The sequence below is a fragment of the Propionicimonas paludicola genome, assembly GCF_002563675.1.
Classification (GTDB): domain Bacteria; phylum Actinomycetota; class Actinomycetes; order Propionibacteriales; family Propionibacteriaceae; genus Propionicimonas; species Propionicimonas paludicola.
Genome location: NZ_PDJC01000001.1, coordinates 1,888,416 through 1,905,472, shown reverse-complemented (window position 1 = coordinate 1,905,472; position 17,057 = coordinate 1,888,416). Strand labels below are relative to the sequence as shown.

Annotated in this window: 28 protein-coding genes and 4 tRNA genes; 23 read left to right on the top strand and 9 right to left on the bottom strand. The window is 65.9% G+C overall.

Annotation, left to right across the window (positions count from 1 at the left end):
- Window positions 1–126: 126 nt before the first annotated feature.
- The 6 genes from ATK74_RS08900 to ATK74_RS08875 form a co-directional block, all read right to left on the bottom strand.
- Window positions 127–200 (bottom strand) — tRNA-Phe (locus ATK74_RS08900).
- Between the two features lie 23 nt (window positions 201–223).
- Window positions 224–297: transfer RNA gene (locus ATK74_RS08895), tRNA-Asp, on the bottom strand.
- Window positions 298–384: 87 nt separating this feature from the next.
- Window positions 385–1,017, bottom strand: coding sequence for a response regulator transcription factor (locus ATK74_RS08890; RefSeq protein ID WP_098460695.1), 633 nt, complete (start codon window positions 1,015–1,017; stop codon window positions 385–387).
- Window positions 1,017–2,102, bottom strand: coding sequence for a sensor histidine kinase (locus ATK74_RS08885; RefSeq protein ID WP_098460694.1), 1,086 nt, complete (start codon window positions 2,100–2,102; stop codon window positions 1,017–1,019). The genes ATK74_RS08890 and ATK74_RS08885 overlap by 1 nt, the downstream gene beginning before the upstream one ends.
- Window positions 2,103–2,506: 404 nt before the next feature.
- Window positions 2,507–2,582: transfer RNA gene (locus tag ATK74_RS08880), tRNA-Glu, on the bottom strand.
- Between the two features lie 56 nt (window positions 2,583–2,638).
- Complete coding sequence (locus ATK74_RS08875) at window positions 2,639–3,958, bottom strand: SH3 domain-containing protein (protein WP_169923796.1); 1,320 nt, start codon at window positions 3,956–3,958, stop codon at window positions 2,639–2,641.
- A 258-nt stretch (window positions 3,959–4,216) separates the two neighbouring features.
- Here ATK74_RS08875 and ATK74_RS08870 point away from each other — a divergent pair, with 258 nt between their 5' ends.
- Window positions 4,217–4,570 carry a metallopeptidase family protein gene (locus ATK74_RS08870; RefSeq protein ID WP_098460692.1) on the top strand — a complete coding sequence of 118 codons (354 nt, stop codon included), beginning with the start codon at window positions 4,217–4,219 and terminating at the stop codon, window positions 4,568–4,570.
- Between the two features lie 87 nt (window positions 4,571–4,657).
- Here the strand turns inward: ATK74_RS08870 and ATK74_RS08865 are convergent, their stop codons facing one another.
- Window positions 4,658–5,332 (bottom strand): hypothetical protein, encoded by a 675-nt coding sequence (locus ATK74_RS08865; protein WP_098460691.1) that lies wholly within the window; start codon window positions 5,330–5,332, stop codon window positions 4,658–4,660.
- Window positions 5,333–5,410: 78 nt separating this feature from the next.
- A complete protein-coding gene (locus ATK74_RS08860; protein ID WP_098460690.1) occupies window positions 5,411–6,019 on the bottom strand; it encodes an FxLYD domain-containing protein in 609 nt (202 codons plus the stop codon).
- Window positions 6,020–6,188: 169 nt separating this feature from the next.
- Between ATK74_RS08860 and ATK74_RS15400 the strand changes: the two genes are divergently transcribed.
- Window positions 6,189–6,261 (top strand) — tRNA-Lys (locus ATK74_RS15400).
- A gap of 5 nt (window positions 6,262–6,266) precedes the next feature.
- Here ATK74_RS15400 and ATK74_RS08855 read toward each other — a convergent pair.
- Window positions 6,267–6,542 (bottom strand): hypothetical protein, encoded by a 276-nt coding sequence (locus tag ATK74_RS08855; RefSeq protein ID WP_143483613.1) that lies wholly within the window; start codon window positions 6,540–6,542, stop codon window positions 6,267–6,269.
- A gap of 99 nt (window positions 6,543–6,641) precedes the next feature.
- Between ATK74_RS08855 and ATK74_RS08850 the strand changes: the two genes are divergently transcribed.
- The 21 genes from ATK74_RS08850 to ATK74_RS08760 all read left to right on the top strand — a co-directional run bounded on the left by ATK74_RS08850 (window position 6,642) and on the right by ATK74_RS08760 (window position 17,012).
- A complete protein-coding gene (locus ATK74_RS08850) occupies window positions 6,642–6,851 on the top strand; it encodes a helix-turn-helix domain-containing protein (RefSeq protein WP_098460688.1) in 210 nt (69 codons plus the stop codon).
- Window positions 6,848–7,639, top strand: a complete 792-nt coding sequence (locus ATK74_RS08845) for a phage antirepressor KilAC domain-containing protein (protein WP_098460687.1) — start codon at window positions 6,848–6,850, stop codon at window positions 7,637–7,639. Before ATK74_RS08850 ends, ATK74_RS08845 begins: the two co-directional genes overlap by 4 nt.
- Window positions 7,636–7,860, top strand: coding sequence for a MerR family transcriptional regulator (locus ATK74_RS08840; RefSeq protein WP_143483612.1), 225 nt, complete (start codon window positions 7,636–7,638; stop codon window positions 7,858–7,860). Before ATK74_RS08845 ends, ATK74_RS08840 begins: the two co-directional genes overlap by 4 nt.
- A 95-nt stretch (window positions 7,861–7,955) precedes the next feature.
- A complete protein-coding gene (locus ATK74_RS08835; RefSeq protein ID WP_098460685.1) occupies window positions 7,956–8,336 on the top strand; it encodes a DUF7736 domain-containing protein in 381 nt (126 codons plus the stop codon).
- Between the two features lie 76 nt (window positions 8,337–8,412).
- Window positions 8,413–8,625 carry a hypothetical protein gene (locus ATK74_RS08830; RefSeq protein ID WP_098460684.1) on the top strand — a complete coding sequence of 71 codons (213 nt, stop codon included), beginning with the start codon at window positions 8,413–8,415 and terminating at the stop codon, window positions 8,623–8,625.
- 103 nt (window positions 8,626–8,728) lie between these two features.
- On the top strand, window positions 8,729–8,938 hold the full coding sequence (locus ATK74_RS08825; RefSeq protein ID WP_098460683.1) for a hypothetical protein: 210 nt from the start codon (window positions 8,729–8,731) through the stop codon (window positions 8,936–8,938).
- 337 nt (window positions 8,939–9,275) lie between these two features.
- Complete coding sequence (locus ATK74_RS08815) at window positions 9,276–9,614, top strand: hypothetical protein (protein ID WP_098460681.1); 339 nt, start codon at window positions 9,276–9,278, stop codon at window positions 9,612–9,614.
- A gap of 103 nt (window positions 9,615–9,717) precedes the next feature.
- Entirely contained in the window at window positions 9,718–10,011 is a 294-nt protein-coding gene (locus ATK74_RS08810) for a hypothetical protein (RefSeq protein ID WP_098460680.1), read from the top strand.
- Window positions 10,012–10,102: 91 nt separating this feature from the next.
- Entirely contained in the window at window positions 10,103–10,240 is a 138-nt protein-coding gene (locus ATK74_RS15395; protein ID WP_169923795.1) for a hypothetical protein, read from the top strand.
- Between the two features lie 136 nt (window positions 10,241–10,376).
- Entirely contained in the window at window positions 10,377–10,553 is a 177-nt protein-coding gene (locus ATK74_RS15390) for a hypothetical protein (RefSeq protein WP_169923794.1), read from the top strand.
- Between the two features lie 235 nt (window positions 10,554–10,788).
- Window positions 10,789–11,610, top strand: coding sequence for a YqaJ viral recombinase family protein (locus ATK74_RS08800; RefSeq protein WP_169923793.1), 822 nt, complete (start codon window positions 10,789–10,791; stop codon window positions 11,608–11,610).
- 255 nt (window positions 11,611–11,865) lie between these two features.
- Window positions 11,866–12,465: a hypothetical protein gene (locus ATK74_RS08795; RefSeq protein ID WP_098460678.1), complete on the top strand. Its 600-nt coding sequence runs from the start codon at window positions 11,866–11,868 to the stop codon at window positions 12,463–12,465.
- A 103-nt stretch (window positions 12,466–12,568) separates the two neighbouring features.
- A complete protein-coding gene (locus ATK74_RS08790; protein ID WP_098460677.1) occupies window positions 12,569–13,030 on the top strand; it encodes a hypothetical protein in 462 nt (153 codons plus the stop codon).
- Window positions 13,020–13,205: a hypothetical protein gene (locus ATK74_RS08785; protein ID WP_098460676.1), complete on the top strand. Its 186-nt coding sequence runs from the start codon at window positions 13,020–13,022 to the stop codon at window positions 13,203–13,205. Before ATK74_RS08790 ends, ATK74_RS08785 begins: the two co-directional genes overlap by 11 nt.
- Window positions 13,202–13,546 carry a hypothetical protein gene (locus ATK74_RS08780; RefSeq protein WP_098460675.1) on the top strand — a complete coding sequence of 115 codons (345 nt, stop codon included), beginning with the start codon at window positions 13,202–13,204 and terminating at the stop codon, window positions 13,544–13,546. The genes ATK74_RS08785 and ATK74_RS08780 overlap by 4 nt, the downstream gene beginning before the upstream one ends.
- Entirely contained in the window at window positions 13,543–14,247 is a 705-nt protein-coding gene (locus ATK74_RS08775; RefSeq protein ID WP_098460674.1) for a hypothetical protein, read from the top strand. Before ATK74_RS08780 ends, ATK74_RS08775 begins: the two co-directional genes overlap by 4 nt.
- Window positions 14,240–14,497, top strand: coding sequence for a hypothetical protein (locus ATK74_RS08770; RefSeq protein WP_098460673.1), 258 nt, complete (start codon window positions 14,240–14,242; stop codon window positions 14,495–14,497). Before ATK74_RS08775 ends, ATK74_RS08770 begins: the two co-directional genes overlap by 8 nt.
- A 196-nt stretch (window positions 14,498–14,693) precedes the next feature.
- Window positions 14,694–14,846: a hypothetical protein gene (locus tag ATK74_RS15385; protein ID WP_169923792.1), complete on the top strand. Its 153-nt coding sequence runs from the start codon at window positions 14,694–14,696 to the stop codon at window positions 14,844–14,846.
- Window positions 14,843–15,265, top strand: coding sequence for an ASCH domain-containing protein (locus ATK74_RS08765; protein WP_098460672.1), 423 nt, complete (start codon window positions 14,843–14,845; stop codon window positions 15,263–15,265). Before ATK74_RS15385 ends, ATK74_RS08765 begins: the two co-directional genes overlap by 4 nt.
- 116 nt (window positions 15,266–15,381) lie before the next feature.
- Window positions 15,382–15,762 (top strand): DNA cytosine methyltransferase, encoded by a 381-nt coding sequence (locus ATK74_RS15380; RefSeq protein ID WP_169923791.1) that lies wholly within the window; start codon window positions 15,382–15,384, stop codon window positions 15,760–15,762.
- On the top strand, window positions 15,759–17,012 hold the full coding sequence (locus tag ATK74_RS08760; protein WP_169923790.1) for a DNA cytosine methyltransferase: 1,254 nt from the start codon (window positions 15,759–15,761) through the stop codon (window positions 17,010–17,012). Before ATK74_RS15380 ends, ATK74_RS08760 begins: the two co-directional genes overlap by 4 nt.
- Window positions 17,013–17,057: the final 45 nt, after the last annotated feature.

Sequence of the window (17,057 nt, the reverse complement as noted above, 5' to 3'; positions counted from 1 at the left end):
ACCAACTTAGCCAACGCCTCCGAGCCTCATCGAAAGGGGACTGGCTCAGCCAGACAGATGCCGGGGCGGGCAGACGGGTGACAGGTAACCTGCCAAACTCGGGTTTTACTAGGAGAAATGAAGCGGTGGCCAGGACCGGGATCGAACCGGTGACCTTTCACTTTTCAGGCGAACGCTACTACCATCTGAGCTACCTGGCCGGAAGAAGCGATCGTGCTTCCAGCGACCCCGACGGGACTCGAACCCGCGACCTCCGCCGTGACAGGGCGGCGCGCTAACCAACTGCGCTACGGGGCCTTGATAAGGCCTCACTGGCCATCGTGCGCCAGCCCGGAAACTATAACGTAACCCCTCCCCGGCGCGGAAATCGGGGTTCGGCCATGATCATTCCGAGCGCCCGGGTCCGGCCAAGCCGAGCTCGTGGGCACGCACGGCAAGGGTCACCCGGTTGCTCGCCTCGAGCTTGACGAGCAACGTCGAGATCTGATGCTTGACCGATGACACGGCCAGATAGAGCTGATCGGCGATCTGCTCGTTGGTGTGTCCGGCCGCCAGCAGCTGCAGCACCTTGTGCTCGATCTCGGTCAGCTCGGGAGCCTTCGCACCGACCCGCTTGTCGATCAGCGCCGAGCCGCCACCGGCCAGCACGGCCACGCCATGGCTGGCGGCCTGGATCGAGTGCAGGAGCGCGGGGAGCGGCAGATCCTTGGGCAGGAAGCCGAGAGCTCCGGCGTGCAGCATGGCCGCTGCCGCGCTCGGGTCGGCCAGTGAGGTGAGAGCCAGCACTCGGGTGGTCGGCGAACTGGCCTGCAGCAGAGCGACGGTCTGGGCACCGCCCACCTCAGGCATGTTGATGTCGACCAGGGCCACGTCCGGGACGAGCTCTGCGGCGGCCTCAGCGGCTTCGGCGCCGTTGGCATAGGTGGCGAGTACCTGGATGCCTGCCGCGCGGTCCAGGACCTGCGCCAGCATCGTCCGGACGAACAGGTCGTCGTCGACGATGATCACCGTGGTCATCAGCTCACCGCCAGCGGGACGGTGATCCGGGTGATCCAGCGGGAGCCCTCTCCGCGGGACTCGATCGTCCCTCCGACCGCGGAGAGCCGTTCGGCAGCACCCAGCAGGCCCATCGAGGTCCCGTTGCTGGGCGCGGGGTGTGCAGCCACTTCGTTGATCACGGCCAGGTCGAGTGAGTCGGCGTCCAGGCTGGCCAGCAGGCTGCACGGACGGCCCTTCGCGGCATGGCGCTCGACGTTGGCCGCGGCCTCGCTGGCGACGGTCGCCACCACTTCGCCGATCCTGGCCGGGACCTGCTCCAGGTCTCCGTCGATCGTCACCGTGACCGGGAAACCGCGGTTGTCGAGCTGCTCGATCAGTTCGTTGATCCTGGTGGCCAGCGAACCGGTGGCGGTGATCGGTGCCACGGCGTCCGGTTCGCGCAGAGCGCTGAGCAGCCAGCGCAGTTCGCTGGAGGCGTGGCCGATGCCGTCGGCGATCTCAGTGAGCGTGGAGGGGTCGTTGGTGGCCGCTGCCGCCCGGGCCTGAAGCGAGAGCCGGACCAACGTCCGGGAGAGGCTGTCGTGGAGCTCGCGGGCCAAGCTGAGCCGTTGCTGGGTGAGTGCGGCCGCGCGCAGCTCGTTCTGGGCGTTGCGGTAGCTGCTGAACGCGTTGCCGACTGCCCACATCATGGCGATCAGAGCGGCCCAGACCAGGCTGGCGAGGGCGGCTGTCCAGCCCAGCCCGTACAGGTTGAACTGGATGCCCAGGTAGATCACCCAGTAGCCCAATGCCATGCCGAAGCGAATGCGGCGCTCACCCCGGATGCCGGCGCCCAGAATCGCGATCAGCGGCGCGTACTGACCCATCTGGCCCCACCGGTGCGGGGCGAACGCGTAGACCGCCAGGATGCAGGCCAGGGCGATCCCGGCGGCCCGGGGCCAGCGGACGGCCAGAGCCACGGCGATACAGGCGATCACGTCGATGATGATGCCGAGCGGCTCGTTCGAGACGCCGCCGAGCAGCACGCCGAGCGCGGCGAGGACGACAGCAAGGACGATGTCGACAGCGCCACTGGCGACTCTCGCGAATGGGCGGTTCCGCATGTACGTATCCAATCGCGTGGCCGGGCGATTAGCCAGTCGGAGCCGGAATCCTGTCCGAAATGGTCACTTGGTCGGACTCTTGGCGTAGGCCCTAGTCAACTGGTCAGAGATCGTTTGCCAGCGACCGCCGCGGCGCCCCGGGCTGGCAACCTCTGAGTCATGTTGGTGACGACGTTTTGGAACTCAATTCGACTGCGTACACAGGTGGCCCTGGCATTGCCCTTGGCTTCTGTGCTGGTCGCTTCGGTGGTCTTGGTTGGCGGAGTGCCAAGCCCAATGGAGTCGACGGCACCGAACATCTGTGACGTCATCCCGTACTGGCCGGGCTGCCCGCACTAGTACAAAAGATCTACCCACCCCTGAGCGGCGCGCCCTGTGGCGCGTCGCTCGGCATTTCCGGGCCGTGGCATCCCCAACGGGATTCGAACCCGCGCTGCTGCCTTGAAAGGGCAGTGTCCTAGGCCGCTAGACGATGGGGACCTGACCGGGTGAACTATACGGCCCTGCCCGGAGCGCGCCCAAACTGCCGGGCGGTGTCAGGGAGTCTGGAAGAACGAGACGTGGACGTGGTCGTAGTGGTTGGCAGTGTCGCCGCCCCGGTCGTCCATCTTCTTCCAGCTTCCGCGCTCGATCGAGTAGCTGCGCTGCCGCCAGATCACATAGTTCACGTGCAGCTTCTTGGCGTTGTCGATCAGGTACTGGGCCACCTTGTCGCCGAGGGCCTTGTTGGTCTTGTAGGAGGGGATCATCACGTCCACCGCGCGCCCGGACGGGTGGTCCTCGGAGTAGGAACTCGACGCCCGCCAGCCATACATCGTGCTGATCTGCGGGAACTCGTCGCGGATAGCGAGCACCGCCAGCTTCCCGTAGGCCTGCAGCTTGTTCAGCGAGGCCGATCCCAGGTCGACGATGGCCGGCTTCCGGGTGGTCAGTGAGGACGACGCCGTCCAGACCACCGAGCCGTTCCAGATCACCGCGGTGTAGGAGTTCTTGGTCGCCCCGGTCGCTCGAAGGACCTCATCCTTGCCGAGCTTTGCGGCGGCGTCCGACTCGGCGTCGGCGGCCATCCGTAAGGTGACGGCGTTCTTCGTGTAGAGGGTCGCGCTGCGCAGCGGCAGCACATACTTCTTGGGCGTCCCGGCCACGGCCTTGAGATAGCCGGTGATCACCCAGCCCACCCGAGTGCCGAACACCACCTGGGTGTATCCACCGGAGTGGGTGCCAGTGCCGTCCACTCGCTTGCCGACGGCGATGCTGGCCAGGCTGGAGGCGCTCACCGAGGCGCTGGCCCGCAGGGCGAGAGTGGTGGTGGCGGTGTAGCCGGCCACTGTGGCCGGACGAGTGTTGGTGGTCTTCGAGAGCAGCCGAGTGGCCATCCAGCCGGCGGTGCCGTCCGCCTTCACCTGGGTGTAGTCGCCGCCGGAGATGCCGGTGACCTCGACAACTGCACCCTTGGGGTAGGTGCGCACGATGGACGAGGACAGGCTCGACCCGGTGCGCAGATACACCCGGGCCGTGGTGGTCTTGCGTCCGCTCGGGCCGGTGGTGAACCGGGTGGCGGGCTTGGCGTCGGCCTTGAGGTAGCGGCGCTGGACGTAGCCGGTGGTCGACTCGTAGCGGATCGGCTGCCAGTCGCCGGACGCCTTCCCGGTGGCCAGCACATGGGCGCCCTTGGGCAGTGAGCCGAGCTGTGCGGTGCTCGTGCCCTTGCCGGCCCGCACGGGCACGGTGCCGACCGTGGAGTAGGTCTGGGTGGCTGCGCCGGCCAGGTCGGCGCTGAGGACGCCGCTGCCCACGAGGGCCAGGGTCACCACAAGCCAGGTGATCAGCTTGCGCAGGGGGGTGGCTGCTCGCACGATCGGGGCTCTTCCTTCCGTCGGCATGGCCGACTTCGTTGGCAGGGCGCGCCCGGCCCCAGGTGGACCATCCCTCCGGGGCCAGTGGGGTCGGGCTCGTCAGGGATGAGGCAGGGGACGAGTCTTCCCCGTGGCGTGCACCACACCCGTCCCTGCCTCGATCGGTTGGACTCTATTGAGAGTGCGGGCAGCCCGGCTATGCGCGGCGAGCAAATCGGCGCGGGGGAGGGCGCTGGGTGGCCTGGTTAGGCTGGCGGTATGCCCCTGACGGTCAGCCCCGAGCGATTCGACGAGTTGGTCGATGCCGCCTTGGCCCAGATCCCGCCCGAGCTGCTGGAACTGGTCGAGAACTGTGTGGTGATCGTCGAGGACGAGCCGGGCCCCGAGTACGGTGATGTGCTCGGCTTCTACGACGGAATCCCCTTGTCAGAGCGGACGTCTTCGTATGCGGGGGCGCTCCCGGATCGCATCTTGATCTTCAGTGGACCGCTGCAACGGATGGTCGCCGACGAAGACGAACTGATCGAGGAGATTCGGATCACCGTGTGGCATGAAGTGGCCCACTTCTTCGGCATCGACGACCACGAACTCGACGATCTGGGCTACGCCTGACCTGGTCGAACTCACCTCCAGCCTCGGTTGAGACCTGGCGACTGTGGTTTCGCTGTGGTTGAGCCCTGTGGGCTCGGCGCGGTGTGGCTAGCCGCCCAACACCCAGCAGCGCTTGGGTCCGGCCACGAATCGCGCACAGTGGCCCAGGCTCGCCGGCGGCAGGTACCCGGCTTGCAGGTCCGCCCGGGGGACGGGGTAGGTGCCGGTGTGCTCGGCCAGTTCGGCAGCCGCGGGCGGCGGGATGGTGATCGCGCACAGGCGCAGCTGCTGACTGACCGCATTGACCGCCAGCGTCGCCAGCACCTCGTCGGCGAAGCGCGGGGCCGCGATCAGTAGTGACCGGTCCTGGCTGCGCGCGCGGTCAAGAGCGGGGAGCAGTTCGCGGACTGTGGTGACCGGCTCGGCGGTGACCAGGATGATCGGTGCCTCCAGGACGGACCAGCTGGTCGCTGGATCGGTGACGAAGGCCTCATCGGCCCAGCCGTGGGGCAGGGCTGGGGCGTCATCGAGTTGGGTGGCGAGGTGGTCGCGTGCGGTCTCGTCCAGTGCGTGCGGGTAGCGGCGATCGGCGAGCAGGTCGGGTTCGAGGGCGTAGGTGGGTTCGGCGGCGTCGTCCGGGCGTCCGGGGATCGGGCGGTCCGGTGGGCCGCTGACCTGGGCGGCCCGGTGTCGGTTCGCGGTCCGGTCGGACAGCCAGCCGTAGGCGACCACGGCGACGCCGATCACCAGGACGGCGACGATTCCGAGGTATGCGGGGGCCACGCCTCCAGTGTGCACGCGCCGTGACGTAGAACTGCCCCGGATCACCGTGGTGCGATGATCCGGGGCAGAGTGCGAGGCTCAGAAGCCGATGATGCCCTTGAATCGGACGGTGCTGTCCTTGGTCACCTCGACGGTGCAGATCGCCTTGAACTTCCATTTGCCGCCGGCGTCGATGGTGCTGGCGGTGTCGACGCAGGTGCCAATGTTGGCGCTACTGGCGTCGAGGACGTCGAAGGTGATCGTGGCGATCGCGGTGACCGCCTTGTCGGAGGTGTTCGAGACGGTGCCGACCACGGTCGAGAGCCCCGAGTCGGACTCGACCTTCCAGCCGTCGTCCAGCTTGAGCACGCTGGACTTGTCGAGGTCCTTGGCGGCCTGTCCGGCGGCGCCGATGACGGCGGCGGTGATCACTGTCATCACGATGGCGATGATGATCGCCACGACGCCGAGAATGAGGCCCGCGATCGAGGTGCCGCGCGAGCGGCCCTTGAGGAGCAGACCGATGATGCCGAGAACAGCGGCGACGCCGCCCAGGAAGAAGGCGAAGGTGCCGACGATCGGAATGAAGGAGACGAGGACGGCAATGATGCCGACCACGAGTGCAGCCACGCCGACGCCGTTGCCAGGGGCGGCGGGAGCGGGGACCGGTTGCGGTGCAGGGGGCTGGACGTAGGTGGGATCGGACATGTGTGACTCCTAGAGCCGTCGGGGTGAGAGCCGATCGGTCAATCGGTGCTCATATTCAACCAGTCTTGAGTTTCACGCACGCGGAATGTCAGCGAGAGGTCTGATCGCCGGTGTGCATGGCTCGCCCGCGCGCCGGTACGCTACCTAGGCGCCTGTGGCGCGTGGGGCCTATAGCTCAATAGGCAGAGCAGCGGACTTTTAATCCGTAGCGTCTGAGCGTGAAACTGGCTGAATGTCAGCCAAGGTGTCAGCCGAGTTTGTCACCGTGGGCCGCAGATGCGTGCTCCTCGGCCCGCTTCATGAGGTCGACGGGGTTAATGCCGAGCGCCGAGCACATCATCAGGTAGGCCTCGACGGGCAGATCCGATGATCCCTTGAGTGCTCGTTGCACCGTGGACGAGCCCAAATGGGCCTCAGTAGCCAGGGCGCGGACACTTACCCGCTTGGCCAGCTTCGCCCGCTCGAACTCGGCTGATATGTATGCGGTTGCCGTCGCGGCAAGCACCTTCCGATTCCCAGTCATGGTGACCACTGTACCTAGATAGGTCCGGTGTCCCTCAAATCCTGGACGGAATCTCATTAGATGCTTGACAGTGTGCCTACTTAGGCACATGCTTGGCGTATGGCAAATCCCACCCTCGCCGCTGAGATGAGAGCCGCACTCGCTCGGCAACAGCGATCCCAATCCTGGCTGGCTGCGCAGGCGCAGATCAGCAAGGCGGCACTCAGCCGCAAGATGCGCGGCGAGACCGACTTCACCGTTCCTGAGCTGATCCAGTGCGCGAGCGCCCTAGGCATCAGCGCGGCCTCACTGATCGAGGCCGCGGCATGACCGCCCAGATCATCCCGTTCCGGTACGAGGGTCAGCGCGAACTCCGAACTGTTCTCATTGATGGCGAACCCTGGTTTGTCGCTTCCGACGTGGCCGCGATTCTCGGATACCGCATGGCGTCCGATATGACCCGGGCACTCGATGACGACGAGAAGGGTACGCACAGGACGCGTACCCCCTCTGGGGATCAGGACCTGCTCGTGATCTCCGAGGGCGGAATGTGGCGCGTGATCGTGCAGCGTCAGGTCGGCCGGATGGACGACGGGCCCCGCGAAGCGGTCAAGGCGTTCCAGCGTTGGGTTACCCACACCGTGCTGCCTGAGATTCGCAAGACCGGCAGCTTCGGCATCGCGAAGGCGCTCCCGCAGTCCTACCCGGAGGCGCTGCGTGCGCTGGCCGCTGAGGCTGAGGCTCACGAACTCGCGAAGCTGCGGATCGTCGAACTCGAACCGGCGGCACGGGCATGGCACAACATCGCCTCGTCCACGGGGGACTTCGAGGTCGGGGATGCCGCGAAGATGCTGTCCCGCGACCCCTCGATCAACATCGGTCCCCGGAAGCTGTTCGACTGGCTGGAACTGCACGGCTGGATCTTCCGCCGCCATGACGGACGGCCGCGCGCCTACCAGGGGAAGATCGACGCTGGCTTGCTCGCTGAGCGCGCCAACCGTCCCTACCTGAACGAGCGCACGGGCGAGTACGAGTCGCCGGCCCCACAGGTCCGGGTCACTCCCAAGGGCATGGACCGGCTGTACGCGGCACTCGGTGGGCAAGAGGCGGTGGCGTGATGGAGGAGCCCGCATTCCTCACCGTCCGATCCGCGTCCCTGCTGCTCGACGGCATCAGCGAAACGATCATCCGGGAAGCCATCGCCAGCAAAGAACTCGCCAGCGTGCGGATCGGCTCATCTACGAAGAAGACGCAGCGGCAGATCGACGGCAAGCCATCCGGTGCGATCCGCATTCCGCGCAAGGCCCTCATCGAATGGGCCGAATCCAAGACCGCCTGACCGATCAGCAGCTAGGGGGTTGCTGATCCCGGGGTGGGGTCGATGTTCGGGGGGACCGGCCCCACCCCACCCAAGACACCAGAGAGAAGGAAGCAATGAGCGAGACCAAGACATTCCACGTCGGTGACATCCTCAGCATCACGACCGGCAAGCTCGTCAGCCCTGACCACATTGGAGGCGTTTACAACATCCTCGGATGGCTCGTCAACGAGGACCTGATGACCCATCAGCTGCCCCGAGTGTCGCGCGAGTGTGAAGGCTTCCTCCGCGAGCAGTTCCCAGACCTGCCCACCGAAGCGCCTGAGTTCGACGGCAAGGAGTCCGTCTTCGCGTGGCTCGATCAGGTGGTCGCCGAGCACGGCGAGACCCGCGAGGTTCCGCGGATGCCGCAGATCGACCACACGCACATCGACCCGCTCCAGGAACTACACCTCCTGAAGCCCGACGCCGAGATCATCCCGATCGTCCTCGACTGACCCCCAAGACACAGATCGAGGGCTCCCCACCAGCCAGCAAGCCACGGGAAGCCCTCAGACGAAAGGAAGCCTAGCAGTGAAGACCTACACGCTCCATTGGACCTATACCGACCAGTTCGGATATCAGCGCCGCGAGATGCTGGAGCAGACCAGTTCGCTGGATCTGGTTCAGAAGTACGCCGCATCGATGTTCGCTGTGGTTGAGCCCGAGTCCTGGTGGATCGAGGCATCTGAGACTGTCGAGTTCCACGACTGCACCACCCAGACCGCTGCCGAGGTGGCGTCGTGACCTCCATCGAGCGCATTGGCCGGGTGATCGCGTCCGGCGAGTTGGAGTTGGCTGAGCGTCTGATCGTGCTCTATGTCGACCGGACAGCGAAGGGGCTCCGGCGATGAAGGCCCCGAACCACGGCATGCGAGTGAGAGTGACTACCACCGAGGAGTCGACTGGCGATGGGGTCGAGTTTGAGGGCTATCTCGCATATGCCCCGATGACTGCTGCCGACAGTGGCGAGGGATTCTCTGGGCTCGCCCTGATCGACGCGAGCCTTCACGACCCGCTCTTCCTGGCCACCACCGACCGGATCGAGCCAGCGCCATGAGCCGCCGCCGAAGTCCTCGCCCGATCGAGGACGACACCAACGACACACGGGTAATCGACCAAGCCCCGCCGAGCATGGGGAGAGGTGCGTCCATCGACGATCTCGGCCCTGAGGGAGAGGCGTGGGTCGAGGCCCAGCATGCAGCACTGATGGCCGCTGGCACTCCGGTGTCTCGCCGGACGTTGCGGGATCGGCTGCTGTGGCTGTGGGAGCACCCGTCCGAGCCTGCGACGGAGAGCCCTCAGTCGGTTCTCACGATCCGGCGGGTGGTCAGCGGCGTTTCTCGCTCGGTCCCGGTGGATCGGGCTGTGGGCGAACTCGTGGCAGGGAGGCTGTGATGAGCGCTGACGTGTGGATTGTGTGCGATCCCTGCCCTCATTGCGGGCGTGGATCTGATCGCTACGCCGAGCTGAATATCACCTACAACCTGTCGCCGATGCTCAAGGCGGCTGGCTTCTGTGGCTGGGGTGACCTGGTCGGCATGAAGGCCCGAGATGCGGGCGCTCACGTCCTGAAGGTGCTGGACGGCATGAGCACTGATCCGGCGCATTGGCGGGCGATGAATCCGCCGAACGGCTGGGGCGACTACGACAGATGCCTTCAGGGACGTATGCGCGAATGGGCCAAGCAATGCCTAGAAGCCGGTCCTGACGACACGATCGGCGGGTGGCTGTGATGCTCCCGACTTTCTTCAACGGCGGCGGTCTGCTGCTGGCCTGGTTCATCATCGGCGGCCTGCTCACCGTGGGCATGGCGCGCATGGTTCGAAAGGAGCAGTGATGAAGCGCTTCCGCTCTAGCTTCGTGAGCGTCGATATCGACGTTGCGGACGTGATCGACGAGATCGACGATGACGACCTGATGGAAGAGGTCAAGTCGCGGGGATTGGCGGTTCAGGCGTCACTCGCCAATCCGCAGCCACTTGCCGACTTGGTCAAGCAGTTCCATGACCGCGAGCATCGCGGCCCACTCGCCTGCTGCGCCTACGAGATGTGCGACGCCGTATATCGACTCGAACTCGCCGAGCAGCTGGCCGAGCGCCCCGAGTTGCCGAAGCTCGCAAAGGCCTCCTAGCCCCCACATCCTGACCCACCCCACCCAGCAGCCCCCGGTACCCGCGCTCACCGGGGGCTGCTGCACATCTGAGACCAGAGAGGACCAGGCCATGAGTGCTGGACGCAAGTACCGCCACCACGAACACGCCGAACCAACCACGTCGACGATCCGCGCCGGAATCCTGATCCTCGGACTGATCGTCATTGCAACCCTCATCGCCACCGTGCCACACCTGCTGTGGCCGTGACCTGCCGACAGTGCCGCGGGTCGGGCGTGATCTACGAGCCCGACCCTGACGGCCCGATCCCGCAACCCTGCCCCAACTGCTACTGCCCACGCTGCGACCGGCGCTGGACCCACTGCCAATGCCCACAGGAGGCGACATGTACCACGAACACCCCGAGCAGGACGACCAAGGGCCGCTGACTGCCGCGGAAGAGGCCGACCTAGCCGACCGGCTCTGCGCTGAGGACCTGGCCGATCTGCGGCTTCTCATGACCCACACCGACCCGCTAGCAGCCATCAAGGCGCAGGCCGAGATCTACGGAATCGAGGACTGATGCGCGAGCTAGGGCGTTGCGGCGGAGTGCTGCCCATGGTTCGCCATGCCGTCATCCGTGATGCAGGAGGCTCGATCATCGGCGAGGTTCACGCCGGCTGCTGTGCGCGGCAATGGTTCGCAACCGGCTATCGGGCGGACGGCTCATGGTGGCAGGTCGGTAGCAGCTTCGAGTTCCGCGCTGAGGCCGAGTCTGCGGTACGGGCTTGGGCTGCGAGCGAACGGCGGGTGGCGGCATGACCGCCCACATCACCTACCACCACGACCTGGAGCAGCGTTCGCCCGAGTGGTTTGAGCTTCGGTGCGGCATGGTGACAGCTTCGGTGATCGGTTCGCTGGTCACCGTCGAAGCACCCGATCCGCTGGCCGTCTTCTGCACTGGCTGTGGTGCTCATCCTGGGCTCCCATGCCTCAGCGCGAACCGGAAGACTCCAACACCCATGAAGGGCTTTCACTACTGCCGCACAGCCGATGCCGCCGACGAGCCGCCCACCTACGGCATTGCGACTGGCGACACGGCCCGAGCGGTCACCCTTCTACTTGCTGCCGAACGGATCAACGGGTTCAGCGACGACACCTACGAGAGCTTCGACATGCTGCGTGGCCGGATGGATGAGCCACTAGCCCGCGACCTGTACTCGAAGACGTACGAGCCGGTGACTGAGTGCGGCTTCATCGTCCGCGACGACTGGGGCTTCTCGATCGGCTACTCACCAGACGGTCTGGTGGGCGATGACGGGCTAATCGAGGTCAAGAGCAGGCGGCCCAAGATCCAGATGCGAACGATCCTCGCCGACGAAGTGCCGGCCGAGAACATGGCCCAAATCCAGACCGGGCTACTCGCGTCCAATCGTGCCTGGTGCGACTACATCAGCTACTGCGGCGGCATGCCGATGTGGCGCAAGAGGGTCTATCCCGACCCGGCATGGCAGGCAGCGATCATCGCCGCCACAGCCGCCACCGAGCAGACCATCGCCGAGATGGTCGCCAACTACAAGCAGGCAGTCGAAGGGCTGCCCGCGACCGAACGAATCAACTACAACCTGGAGATTGAGTGATGGACCACTACCGCGCCCGGGTGACGCTCACCCCAGGCTCCATCGCTGGCCTGGTGACGGCCGGGCGACGACATGTCTGCGATGGACACCTTGCAAGCGAGCGCCACTACATCGAGTCCGGCCAGCAGTACCTAGCGACCGCACTCCCACCCAATAACCCTGACGTTGGCAATCAGCAGTGGTGGCACCACCGCCTCTGCCTTGATTGCTGTCCAGCGGGGAATACGACCAGCGCCCAGAGGAGGTGCCTTTCTGATGACCGAGTCCGATATCGGCGACACCCTCGCCCCGAAGTCCGAGCAGCTAGACGCTGTCGATCTTGCTGATGGGCCTCGCGTGTTCACCATCACCGAGTGCCGCACTACCAAGGGCCAGGAGCAGCCGACCACGATCCGGTTTGCCGAATTCCCGCGCCCATGGAAGCCCGGGAAGAACCAGCGGCGGGTGCTTGCCTTCTGCTGGGGAGGCAAGGGCGCGCTCTATGTCGGACGCCGCGTCGAACTCTATTGCGACATGAACGTGCTCTACGCCGGCGAGAAGGTCGGCGGAATCCGGATCAGGGCCTTGTCACACATCGACGGCCCGATGGATGCACCGATCATCCCGACGCGAGGCAAGGGCGGCACCTGGCACGTTGAGCCGCTCTCCGAGGCTGCAGCACCCGCCGCCAAGCCGACCGAGCCGACACCGCAGCAGGTCGCCGAATGCACCGACGTGGACGAGTTGCGCAACCTCTACCGGGCGGCGCGCACCGACGAGACCAAGGCGCTGATCAAGGACCGCGTTGCGGCACTCGAAGCTGACCGTCGGCTGGTTCCCGAGGGAGTTCTACCGATCGAAGGAGGGGCAGCATGAGCACCAACTATCGGCCTGCGATGGCCCTGGCTCTGATCTTGGGCCTGCTGGGTGTCGTCGGCGTGATCGTGTCCGTGTTCTGGCTCGCACTGTGGGGGATCGAATGAGCATCTGGTGCAGCAGGATCACCGTCGGCTGGGAGGACGAGGGCGAGTCGGTCGGTGGCAAGGTCATCGACGAGAACGGCTTCCGCGATCCCCAGCCCTACTGGGTGGGTGGCGAGATCCGGTCATATGCCGAGGGATGGAGCAACCACTACCCGAACCCGGCCGATCAGGTCGAGATGCCCGCGGGCATCAGCCTCGCCGATATCGCCCCGTTCTGCGTTCCCGGCAACGACGACGCAGACGAGGGTGACGGGGTGGGGCCGTGGCTCCGGATCGGCATTGAATCTCCGAACGCGGTGACCCTTTGGGGGCGGTCGGAGAAGGGCGAGACGGTGCCCGATCCGCAGCACGCCGCCGTGATCCTCGACGAGGCCGCCGCCAGGGCACTGGTGAAGGAGCTTCAACGCTGGATCAAGCAGCCGAAGGTCCACCCGAAGGGGAACGGCCATGAACACTGACCCTGTCACCTGGACGGCCCTGGTCTTCCTGGCTGTCGTCGTGCTGCTGACCGGCTCCCTGGTCGCGGTCCGCAGACACAAGGCTCGCGGCTGGTGGGTGTGCATCTGCGGCACCCGCTTCCACTCCAACGACCTGCTGGACAAGCACATCAACGAATGCGAGGCAATGAAGTGAACGACATCAAGGTCATCGATGTTGGCGAAGATGGCGGGCGTTGGCTCGTCACCAACACCACCGACCCCAACGAGGCGCGGATCGCGGTGGTTCGCCACCTCCGTGAGCAGCTGCTGCCCAACGACCACGAAGTGTTCGCCGGCGAGGTTGAGGAACTGCTCGACGCCACCGAGCGCGTCTACCACTATCCGCTGTGCGCTGACCCGAGCACCGAGCGCCTGTACCACGAGTCCCCGGTGGGGAGTGGAGCGATCCGGTCGGACCGGATTGGCGGCAACGGAATCACCTTCGGGGTCTCCCCGCTGCCCGACCAGCGCGAGATGCGGAGGGCCAGGCGATGACCGACATCATCACGACCGCCGAGTCGTACCCCGGCCGCGTGGTTGCCCTGGAGTTCTCCAATGGAGAGCCGCGAGAGTGCGTCGAATGCTCGGATGCGGGTGGCTGTTGCGAGTGCTGCGATAGCGACAACCCGCGACCCGATGGTACCTACATGATTGTCCGCGTTGACGACGACACCGCTCGCCTCCATGCAGGCAGGGTGCTAGTCATCTACGACGGAGACCAGCCCACCGAGCCTGCCCGCTGCGCACCGAGCCGAGATGAGATCGCCGAGGCCATCTGCCGAGTCAACGACGGCGAGGCTTACGTCGAAGTTGGTCCGTGCTCTGCCTGCGAGTCGGCCGCTGACGCCGTCCTCGCACTATTCGCCGAGGCCCCTACCGTCGAGCAGGGCAAGGCCGAAGCGTGGAGTGAGGGCTTCAAGGCTGGACTTCGGCCCGACTCGTGGCAGGCGTACAACCCCTACGACCCCGCTTCGTTCGCAGCCGCTCAGCCAACCCCCGTGTTCGAGGCGATGGGCCTGCCGACACCTGAGGTGCCGAGCGTCTTCGTGGAAATCTTGCCTGGGAATGGGTTTCCGGCTCGTCCCACCCGGGCCAGGACTGATCGACACCGCCCCTACCTCCATCCTGGGCGAGCGTGCGGCGATGGAGTGTGCAACGAGGACTGTCCAAACCGCCGGGAGAACTCCGATGCCTGAGACCCGAGAGCAGATCATCGAGCGGATGGCGCGGGCCGAGTGGGGCGTTATCTGGCCGAACAGCGATCCGGACCTCATGGGTATGGGGTTCGTTAGCGCTACGGCCGCAGCCCTTCCCGTCGCCGTCAAGGCAGTCACCGACCGAGTGAGGGGCGGGTTGCGGGACGCGGCCTTCCAGGGACTCGTGACCACCGACGATCTGCTGGCCCTGCTAGATCAGATCGACGCTGAGCTAGGAGGCGAGCGATGAGAACCAGACTCACCGGTCGTCAGGTCTACTGGCGGACCGTCGCACGTCACCCACTGCAATGGCTGGCGTACCTGGCCAAGGTCGCAAGGTGCCGCACCCTGGGCCACCACTGGGTGCCGCAGGGATACGGGCATGTTCCTGGTCGGGCATGCGGTCGGTGCGGCCTCTGGTCAATGAACCTCTTCAGGGCCGACTCGTGATCGCCCGCCAGACCCGGATCATCGTCGCCCTCTGCGCGCTGTTCGTCTTCGTAGCCCTCGCCACCGTGCTCAACGCCTGGCAGGAGATGTTCGACCAGCTCGCATCGTTGGCCGGTTGGCTGCCCATCATCGGGGAGGGACTGCGATGAGCCGACTGATGTCCGTGGCATTCACCGAGCAAGCCGTGGTGGAGCGCCGAAAGACCGTCACCCGACGCAAGGGCTGGTGGCTCGACCGGAGCGGCCGGCACCTGCTGAAGCCCGGTGACCGCCTCACTCTCTGCCGGAAGGTCATGGGCCGAAAGCCTGGAGAGCCGCTGGTCCGCGTCGCCGAGGTCGAGGTGGTCAGCGTCCGTCGCGAGTCGCTGATGCTGCTCTACGGCGCCGAGTATGCCGACACTCCAACCTCTTACCTCGAGGCCTGCGCTGAGGTCGGACGCGAAGGCTTCCCCGACATGACGCCGACCGCGTTTGTCCGCAAGTTCTTCATCGATGCCCAGGGCATGAGCCCCACCGACGAAGTCACCCGGATCGAGTGGCGCTACCTCGAAGCCAAGGAGGCGTCGTGACTCGCCTCCTGGCTCTCATCCGCTACTGGATACTGACCCGATAACCCCAAGCGAGACCCCGCTACCTGCTGGTGGCGGGGTCTTCGCGTACCCCAAGAAGAGAGAACTGAAGGAACATGCTCACCCAACATCAGACCGCCACGACGCTCGACGTCACCGACTTCTTCTGTGGCATGGGTGGATCGTCGACAGGGCTGCGCGCTGCCGGCTGGCAGGTCAAGCTCGCGGCGAACCACTGGGACACCGCTATCGAGACGCACTCGGCCAATCACCCCGACACGGAGCACCTGTGCGCCGACCTCCAGGCCGTCGACCTGCGCTATCTGCCCCGGACTCGCGCGCTGTGGGCCTCGCCGATCTGCACGGAAGTGTCTCCCGCAGGGGGCCGCCGAAAGCGCGACCGTGGCGGCCAGGCAGGCCCGTCGCTGTTCGAAGAGCACGGCCATGTGGCCAGCGCCGCATTCGAGCGCACCCGAGTCACCTTTTCTGGGAGGTGATCCGCGCCTGCGAGATCCACCAGTACGAGGCCGTCATGATCGAGAACGTCGTCGAGGCTGCGGCCTGGGAACTGTTCGACATCTGGCTCTCCGCGATGGCTGCCCTGGGCTACGAAGTGCAGTTCATATCGGTTAGCGCCGCTCACGTTGGCGGCGAGGCGAACCCGCACGCACCGCAGTGGCGAGACCGGCTGTACATGGTGTTCACCCGCAAGGGAGTCCGTAAGCCGGACGTCGAGCCGCGACCTTTGGCCTGGTGCCCGAAGTGCGACGCCAATGTCGCCGCGGTGCAGTGGTGGAAGAAGCCCGGACGCCACATCGGCAAGTACCGGCAGCAGTACATCTATGTCTGTCCGGTCGGGAACCACGGCCAGGTGGAGCCATACGTAGCGCCAGCTGCGGCCGCGATCGACTGGACCGACCTCGGCATTCGGATCGGGGACCGGGTCGACCTCGGCATGCGCCCCCTCGCAGGGGGCACGCTGCGCCGGATCGAAGCGGGCCTACGCATGGTGTCCGATCCTGTGATGGTCGCAGCCGCTGGGAACACCTACGACGCGGCCACCGGGAAGCCAGGAAACTACCTGCGCGCCGACGACCCCCGCGTCTGGCCGTTCCCCACGCAAGCGACGAGCTCGCAGACTGGCATCGCCACCAAGTTCGTGATGGCCACCAACCACGACACCGGGGCTCGCGCCTTTGACCCAGACTGCGGGCCACTGCCGACCCGCTCCACCAAGAACGGCGAGGCGATCATCATGGCTGAGCCCTTCGTGACGATGCTGCGCCGAAACGGGACCGCCACGCCGATCGGCGATCCGCTGCAGACCTTCTCTGCCGGCGGGTTCCATCACGGACTCACTGTGCCGGCGGGTGCGATGCTCATGAGCCCGGCCTCCGGCGGCAAAGCGAAGCCGGTCACCGAGCCGACGCCCGCCCTGGTCACGACGACTCGACCGATGCTGGTGATTCCCTACCGCAAGGGCGCCAGGCCTCACAGTCTGGCCGAGCCGCTGTCGACCCAAGCAACTCATGAGAGCCACGGCCTCATGGCTGGCCAGGTCTCGGTCGAAGACTGCTACTTCCGCATGCTCCACCCCCGAGAGTCAGCGAACGCCCAGCGTTTCCCGGCTGACTACATCATCACCGGCAACCGCGGTGAGCAGCAGATGCAGGCCGGAAACGCCGTCGCGGTCAACGTCGCACAGTGGCTCGGCGGGCAGGTCGCCGAAGCGCTGAGTGCGGCATGAACCCCGCCCGCGGTGTCGCCCGCTCCGGTCGCCACTGGTGGGCCT

What these genes read in the sequence shown, in the direction of transcription:
- ATK74_RS08870 (WP_098460692.1), top strand. Translation starts at nt 4,217, where the DNA reads ATGCCCCTGACGGTCAGCCCCGAGCGATTCGACGAGTTGGTCGATGCC.
- ATK74_RS08790 (WP_098460677.1), top strand. Translation starts at nt 12,569, where the DNA reads ATGAGCATCTGGTGCAGCAGGATCACCGTCGGCTGGGAGGACGAGGGC.
- ATK74_RS15380 (WP_169923791.1), top strand. Translation starts at nt 15,382, where the DNA reads ATGCTCACCCAACATCAGACCGCCACGACGCTCGACGTCACCGACTTC.
- ATK74_RS08845 (WP_098460687.1), top strand. Translation starts at nt 6,848, where the DNA reads ATGACCGCCCAGATCATCCCGTTCCGGTACGAGGGTCAGCGCGAACTC.
- ATK74_RS08850 (WP_098460688.1), top strand. Translation starts at nt 6,642, where the DNA reads ATGGCAAATCCCACCCTCGCCGCTGAGATGAGAGCCGCACTCGCTCGG.
- ATK74_RS08765 (WP_098460672.1), top strand. Translation starts at nt 14,843, where the DNA reads ATGAGCCGACTGATGTCCGTGGCATTCACCGAGCAAGCCGTGGTGGAG.
- ATK74_RS08795 (WP_098460678.1), top strand. Translation starts at nt 11,866, where the DNA reads ATGACCGAGTCCGATATCGGCGACACCCTCGCCCCGAAGTCCGAGCAG.
- ATK74_RS15395 (WP_169923795.1), top strand. Translation starts at nt 10,103, where the DNA reads ATGAGTGCTGGACGCAAGTACCGCCACCACGAACACGCCGAACCAACC.
- ATK74_RS08855 (WP_143483613.1), bottom strand. Translation starts at nt 6,542, where the DNA reads ATGACTGGGAATCGGAAGGTGCTTGCCGCGACGGCAACCGCATACATA.
- ATK74_RS08785 (WP_098460676.1), top strand. Translation starts at nt 13,020, where the DNA reads ATGAACACTGACCCTGTCACCTGGACGGCCCTGGTCTTCCTGGCTGTC.
- ATK74_RS08825 (WP_098460683.1), top strand. Translation starts at nt 8,729, where the DNA reads ATGAAGGCCCCGAACCACGGCATGCGAGTGAGAGTGACTACCACCGAG.
- ATK74_RS08835 (WP_098460685.1), top strand. Translation starts at nt 7,956, where the DNA reads ATGAGCGAGACCAAGACATTCCACGTCGGTGACATCCTCAGCATCACG.
- ATK74_RS15390 (WP_169923794.1), top strand. Translation starts at nt 10,377, where the DNA reads ATGTACCACGAACACCCCGAGCAGGACGACCAAGGGCCGCTGACTGCC.
- ATK74_RS08810 (WP_098460680.1), top strand. Translation starts at nt 9,718, where the DNA reads ATGAAGCGCTTCCGCTCTAGCTTCGTGAGCGTCGATATCGACGTTGCG.
- ATK74_RS08815 (WP_098460681.1), top strand. Translation starts at nt 9,276, where the DNA reads ATGAGCGCTGACGTGTGGATTGTGTGCGATCCCTGCCCTCATTGCGGG.
- ATK74_RS08770 (WP_098460673.1), top strand. Translation starts at nt 14,240, where the DNA reads ATGCCTGAGACCCGAGAGCAGATCATCGAGCGGATGGCGCGGGCCGAG.
- ATK74_RS08860 (WP_098460690.1), bottom strand. Translation starts at nt 6,019, where the DNA reads ATGTCCGATCCCACCTACGTCCAGCCCCCTGCACCGCAACCGGTCCCC.
- ATK74_RS08885 (WP_098460694.1), bottom strand. Translation starts at nt 2,102, where the DNA reads ATGCGGAACCGCCCATTCGCGAGAGTCGCCAGTGGCGCTGTCGACATC.
- ATK74_RS08800 (WP_169923793.1), top strand. Translation starts at nt 10,789, where the DNA reads ATGACCGCCCACATCACCTACCACCACGACCTGGAGCAGCGTTCGCCC.
- ATK74_RS08890 (WP_098460695.1), bottom strand. Translation starts at nt 1,017, where the DNA reads ATGACCACGGTGATCATCGTCGACGACGACCTGTTCGTCCGGACGATG.
- ATK74_RS08775 (WP_098460674.1), top strand. Translation starts at nt 13,543, where the DNA reads ATGACCGACATCATCACGACCGCCGAGTCGTACCCCGGCCGCGTGGTT.